We start from the raw sequence: 5,781 nt of genomic DNA, 5'->3' as shown, positions 1-5,781 counted from the left end.
GGTAAGCACTGCCGATGGCCATGGTGCCGGCGGCGCAGGCATCGGAGTGAGTGGAGATGTGATCGCGGATACCGAGCCGGTCGGCCAGATGCTGGGTCTGTTGGTCGACCCGCCGCACGAACCTCGCGCTCGACGGGGCCGGGTTGTCCAGCAACTGATCGAGGTCAACGCGGCCGGCCGGGACCATGCAACGGCTGACCCGCTGCAAGTCATGGCTGTCGGCACAGTACTTGTTGGCCCCCAGAAACAGGCCGCTGCGACTGTGGGCAAAATCCGCCGGCGTCAGACCGGCATGTTCCAGTGCCTGACGGGCCACGTACTCGGCCAGCACGCTTTGCCGTGGGTGCAGCGCCACGTTGCCGCCGAAACCCGCGCCGATCTGCTGCCACTGCGCGTCGTCGATAAACCCCGCCGCGCTGTTGGCAAAACCCAGCGCCTTGAACCGGGGATGTTCGCGGACACAGGATTGCTTCCGGCAAATCCGCTCGAACAACGTGGCAGCGTCCAGCGCCATGGGCGCAACCAGACCGAACCCGCTCACATAGACTTCTCGTGCCCGCATGAGAACTCCTACACCGTCTCTTTGACGTGAGTGGCGACAAACTGCTCGACCAGTTGACGGGACACTTCGTCACCATCCGCCGGCACCAGACGTGCACTGCACGCACCACAGACCACTTGCTGACGCTCGTTCAGCACGGCCTGGTGAGCGCCGCAATCCGGGCAGGAGGCCGGCAGGTAGTTGAAGAGGTTGCGGCACTGGTTGGCCCAGTTGCGCACGGTGGTCGCGGCGAAGACCTGAGCTGGCTGCATGCCAGCCTTCAGTTGATCCGGGGTGTAGGCACTCAGGCTTTGCTCGAGCAGGGCCTTGCCGCTTTCGGTGATACGGCCGCTGGCGAGAAATTCGCTAGCGTCGCCGCACACCGCCACGGCGTGGTCCAGTACGCTGGTTTTTGGCAGCGTGCAGCCGTACTGGCGGCCCAGCTGGAAACTCAGGTCGACGATGTCGAGCGAGTCGGCACCGAGGTCTTCGACGATACTGCTGTGTTCATCAATTTCATCGGCGCCCATCACCAAGAGCTGAGCGAGGATTTCGCGAGTGCTGGCAATGACATGTTCCAAGTCCAATGGATTGTTCATTTCTATCTCCCTATATGTCGTGACTACTTCATGATTTCGGCTTATGAGAAGTAACTTTTCCCACAGCAACTTCTTACGCGGCGGCAATCTAAACTCTGCCCTTAAGGGGAGAGTCAACGAACTATTCAAGGTTTTTTTACAACTTGGGAAAAGCGTACGAAGTCCCGCAACCACCGCGCCCAATTGGTGCAGAGCAGCATGACGAGCGACATATTTACTTAACAAAGACGGGGTATGGTGAAGCGCCCGCGCCCTCATGCGAAAGAAGTCTCGAGAACAACTTAACGAGGTGGCACTGACGTAAGAAAAGAAAAATACCGGAGAAGTAAATTAGTTATAACTTCATAACCTTTGTCCTGGATCAATACTGCTGTTAATTGAGTTCACAGGAAGGTTTATTCAGGTTGTGAGTAAAACCTGAGGCAGCGTTTATGGATAACTGAATGTCGAGCACAGACATCTGACGTAGAGCGTGGCGCTATACGGTGCTGCTTCCGTTTCATCGCCTTGTCTGGAGCCGACACATGACCGCCCCCATCACCGTTCTGCGCGACACCCACCCGCTGCCGGTACTCGATGCCTGCAAATGGGAAAAACTCGAAGGCGACCCACACACCGTCAACCTCAACGCCTACACCAGCGAAGACGGCAGCAAGATCATGGGCACCTGGATTTGCACACCGGGCAAGTGGCGCGTCGATTACGTGAAGTGGGAGTACTGCCATTTCCAGGAAGGCTACTGCGTGATCACCCCGGATGGCATGGCGCCGATCCACTTGCGTGCTGGCGACATCTTTGTGGTAGAGCCGGGGATGAAAGGCACGTGGGAAGTGGTCGAGACCGTGCGCAAGTATTTCGTGTTCGCCTGATGCAAAAAAGCCGGGAGATCACCCGACGTGATTTCCCGGCAACACCTGCTGCATTCTGACTGCCTGGCCTTGTGGACGCTGTGGCAATAGAGAACCTGTGGCGAGGGGATTTATCCCCGCTCGGCTGCGCAGCAGTCGCCAAACCTGAATAGCCGATTTGACTGACAGTACGCAGGGGATCGCCTTGCGACCCAGCGGGGATAAATCCCCTCTCCACTAAGCGCCCTCACCACAAAAGCCGCGGCAAACTATTGCGGTTTACGATAGCTGTTAATGATCGCCGAGAAGTCCTTGCCGCCCTCGCCGCGCTGACTCATCGCCTGATACAACTGCTGCGCCACCGCGCCGAGCATGACCGGTTGGTGCGCCTGACGCGCCGCTTCGGTCGCCAGCCCCAGATCCTTGAGCATCAGTTCGGCACCAAACCCACCGGTATACCCGCGCGAGGCCGGTGCCGTTTCGACGATGCCCGGCCAAGGGTTGTACATTTCCGAACTCCAGCAACGCCCGGTCGAGCTGTTGATGATCCCGGCCAGCACCGAGGTGTCGATCCCCAGTGCATCGCCCAGCGCCATCGCTTCGCTGACGCCGACCATCGAGATGGCCAGCAGCAGGTTGTTGCAGATCTTGGCGATCTGCCCGGTGCCGACTTCACCGCAATGCACAATGTTGCGACCCATCTGCGCCAGCACCGGTTGCAGGGTGGCGAACAGCTCCGGCGTGGCGCCGACCATAAAGGTCAGCGTGCCAGCCGTCGCACCACCGGTGCCGCCGGAGACCGGCGCGTCAGCCATTGCCACGCCTTGTTTGGCTGCGGCAGCGGCGACATCGCGGGCGGTCTGCGGATCAATGGTGCTGCAATCCACCGCCGGTACGCCTTTGCCGATACCGGCAAGCACACCATCCTCACCGAGCCAGACGCTGCGTACATGCACAGCGGCCGGCAGCATGGTGATCACCAGTTCGGCATCCTCGGCGGCTTCCCGCGCCGAAGCGCGAATGCTGCCGCCCAGTTGTTCAAGTTCCGCCAGCACGGTTTTGTTCAGGTCGACCAGGTTCAGCGAGTGGCCGGCCTTGATCAGGTTGCGCGCCATCGGCGCGCCCATGTTGCCCAGCCCGATAAATGCGATTTTCATGGCCAGTCCTCAGCGCAGGTTGATGGTGGTGTTGACGCCGTCGTTGACGCTGTCGTCATCGAACCAGCGCGCCGTGACCGTTTTGGTCTGGGTGTAGAACTGCACCACTTGCTTGCCGTACGGTCCGAGGTCGCCAAGTTTCGAACCGCGCGAACCGGTGAAACTGAAGAATGGCACCGGCACTGGAATCGGGATGTTGATGCCGACCTGGCCGACGTCGATTTCACTCTGGAATTTGCGCGCCGCTGCACCGCTCTGGGTGAACAGACCCGTGCCGTTGCCGAACGGGTTGGCGTTGACCAGCGCGATGGCCTGATCGAGGGTGTCGACTTCCAGCACCACCAGCACCGGGCCGAAAATTTCCTGAGTGTAGATCTGCATGTCAGTCTTCACCCCCGAGAACAGGGTCGGGCCGACAAAGTTGCCTTGCTCGTAGCCCGGCACCTTGATGTCGCGACCGTCCAGTTCAAGCTTGGCGCCTTCCTTGATGCCGCTTTCGATCAGCTCGAGAATCCGCGCCTTGGCTTTCTTCGAGATCACCGGGCCGACATCGGTGCCCGGCTCACTGCCGGCGTTGACCTTGAGTTTCTGCGCCAGCGCTTTCAGGTCCGGCAGCCATTGTTTCGCCGCACCGACCAGCACCACCACCGAGGTGGCCATGCAACGTTGCCCGGCCGCACCGAAACCGGCGCCGACCAGCGCATTCAGCGCTTGTTCGCGATTGGCATCCGGCAGTACCACGGCGTGGTTCTTCGCGCCCATCATCGACTGCACGCGTTTGCCGTGCTTGCCGGCCAGGTCATAGACGTGGGTACCGACCGCGGTCGAACCGACGAACGATACCGCTTTGATGTCCTTGTGGGTGCACAAGGCATCGACCACATCCTTGCCGCCGTGCACCACATTGAGCACGCCGGCCGGAACGCCGGCCTCGATCGCCAACTCGACCAGCAGCATGGTCGACAGCGGATCCTGTTCCGAAGGTTTCAAGACGAAGGTGTTACCGCAGGCGATAGCCATCGGGAACATCCACAGCGGAATCATCGCCGGGAAGTTGAACGGGGTGATGCCGGCGCACACGCCGATTGGCTGACGCAAGGTGTAGGTATCGACGCCGCCGGCAACGTTTTCGGCGAACTCGCCCATTTGCAGAGTGCCGATGGAGCACGCGTGCTCGACCACTTCCAGGCCACGGAAAATATCACCCTCGGCATCGGCAATGGTCTTGCCCTGCTCGGCACTCAGGACGACGGCGATGCGTTTGGAATGCTCACGAATCAGCGCCTGCAGTTTGAGCATGATGCGCATGCGTGCACCGATCGGCGTCAGTTTCCAGGTCTGGAACGCGCGGTGTGCGGCACTGATGGCGGCATCGACTTCAGCCGCGGTGGCGAACGGCACTTTGGCCAGCACTTGCTGGGTCGCCGGGTTGACGATGTCGTGCCACTCGGTGGTCTGCGATTCGACCCACTCGCCGTCGATCAGCAGCTTGACCTTCTGGACCGTGGTTTCATTGGGCGTAAGCGATGCGTTCATGCTGGTCTCCGAAACTTGTTTTTATCGTAGGAGCCAAGGCGAAAGGTTCGCCTTGAGATGAGGCGTGTGTCACGAATTGGTTGTCGGACTGTTTTTGGAGTATAGATGTGCAAACTTCTAATAAGAACGCACATATAAGCCCGTCCATCATGCAAAAAAACATCACCTCACTCGGTTCCCTGAATTGGGACGACCTCAAGTTTTTCCTCGAAGTCGCCCGCACCCGCAAGGCCAGCACTGCGGCCAAGCGCCTGGCGGTCGACTACACCACGGTGTCGCGGCGCATCAGTTCGCTGGAAGCCGCATTGGGTACGCTGCTGTTCGAAAAATCGCGCACCAGCGGTTTTGTGCTGACCGCCGAAGGCCAGCGGCTGCTGGGGTATGCCGAGTCGATTGAAAGCACGCTGCACATGGCCTGCGAGCAGGTGTCCGGTTCCGGCGTGGCGCTGTCGGGGCACGTACGCATGGGCTGCACCGAAGGTTTCGGCAGCTTTTTCATCACCCCGCAGCTGAGCCACTTCGTCGACGCCTACCCGGCGATCTCGGTGGACATCCTGCCGCTGCCGCACTTCATCAGCCTGTCCAAACGCGAAGCCGACATCGTCATCGCCCTGGAGCGCCCGGAGCACGGGCCGTACGTGTGCTGCAAACTCTGCGACTACCGCTTGCAGCTCTATGCGACCCAGGACTACCTCGACAAACACCCACCGATCCGCCGCCCGGCAGACTTGGGCAAGCATCAATTCATCAGTTATGTGGATGACCTGGCGTTCAGCTCGGAGCTGCTGTACCTGGCAAATGTGCTGCCCGGCGCCAGCGCCCATCTGCGCAGCACCAGCGTGATCGCGCAATTCGTCGCGGCGCAGCAAGGGCGTTCACTGGCGATTCTGCCGTGCTTCCTCGCCGCGCAGGATCCACGCCTGTTGCCGGTGCTGCCCGAAGAGATCGACATCACCCGGCAGTTCTGGATGTACTGCCGCGAAGACCTGCGCAAGTTGAAGCGGATCACCCTGTTGTGGGATTACATCCGTGAGGTGACCGAGCGCAATCAGGGTCTGCTGATGGGGCAGACCCGCGAAATGCAGTTCGCCGACTAAAAA

At 60.3% G+C, this 5,781-nt stretch carries 6 protein-coding genes; 2 read left to right on the top strand and 4 right to left on the bottom strand.

The annotated features are described in order from the left end of the window. The coding region (locus DBR24_RS12195) for a beta-ketoacyl synthase N-terminal-like domain-containing protein (protein ID WP_305888949.1) at nt 1-562 on the bottom strand (562 nt) is incomplete at its 3' end. A gap of 8 nt (nt 563-570) precedes the next feature. Next, nucleotides 571-1,140 (bottom strand): acyl carrier protein, encoded by a 570-nt coding sequence (locus DBR24_RS12190; RefSeq protein WP_123464410.1) that lies wholly within the window; start codon nt 1,138-1,140, stop codon nt 571-573. Between the two features lie 524 nt (nt 1,141-1,664). Between DBR24_RS12190 and DBR24_RS12185 the strand changes: the two genes are divergently transcribed. Then, entirely contained in the window at nt 1,665-2,009 is a 345-nt protein-coding gene (locus tag DBR24_RS12185) for a cupin domain-containing protein (protein WP_003177747.1), read from the top strand. Nucleotides 2,010-2,257: 248 nt separating this feature from the next. On the opposite strand, the gene mmsB is transcribed toward DBR24_RS12185, so the two are convergent. After that, nucleotides 2,258-3,145: a 3-hydroxyisobutyrate dehydrogenase gene (gene mmsB, locus DBR24_RS12180; protein WP_128614874.1), complete on the bottom strand. Its 888-nt coding sequence runs from the start codon at nt 3,143-3,145 to the stop codon at nt 2,258-2,260. Between the two features lie 9 nt (nt 3,146-3,154). After that, entirely contained in the window at nt 3,155-4,681 is a 1,527-nt protein-coding gene (locus tag DBR24_RS12175) for a CoA-acylating methylmalonate-semialdehyde dehydrogenase (RefSeq protein WP_123464406.1), read from the bottom strand. Nucleotides 4,682-4,830: 149 nt separating this feature from the next. Here DBR24_RS12175 and DBR24_RS12170 point away from each other — a divergent pair, with 149 nt between their 5' ends. After that, nucleotides 4,831-5,778: a LysR family transcriptional regulator gene (locus tag DBR24_RS12170; protein WP_123464405.1), complete on the top strand. Its 948-nt coding sequence runs from the start codon at nt 4,831-4,833 to the stop codon at nt 5,776-5,778. Nucleotides 5,779-5,781: the final 3 nt, after the last annotated feature.

Origin of the sequence: Pseudomonas sp. HMWF006, assembly GCF_003061205.1 — a bacterium.
Classification (GTDB): Bacteria; Pseudomonadota; Gammaproteobacteria; order Pseudomonadales; family Pseudomonadaceae; genus Aquipseudomonas; species Aquipseudomonas monsensis.
This window is presented reverse-complemented; position numbering and strand designations above follow the sequence as displayed.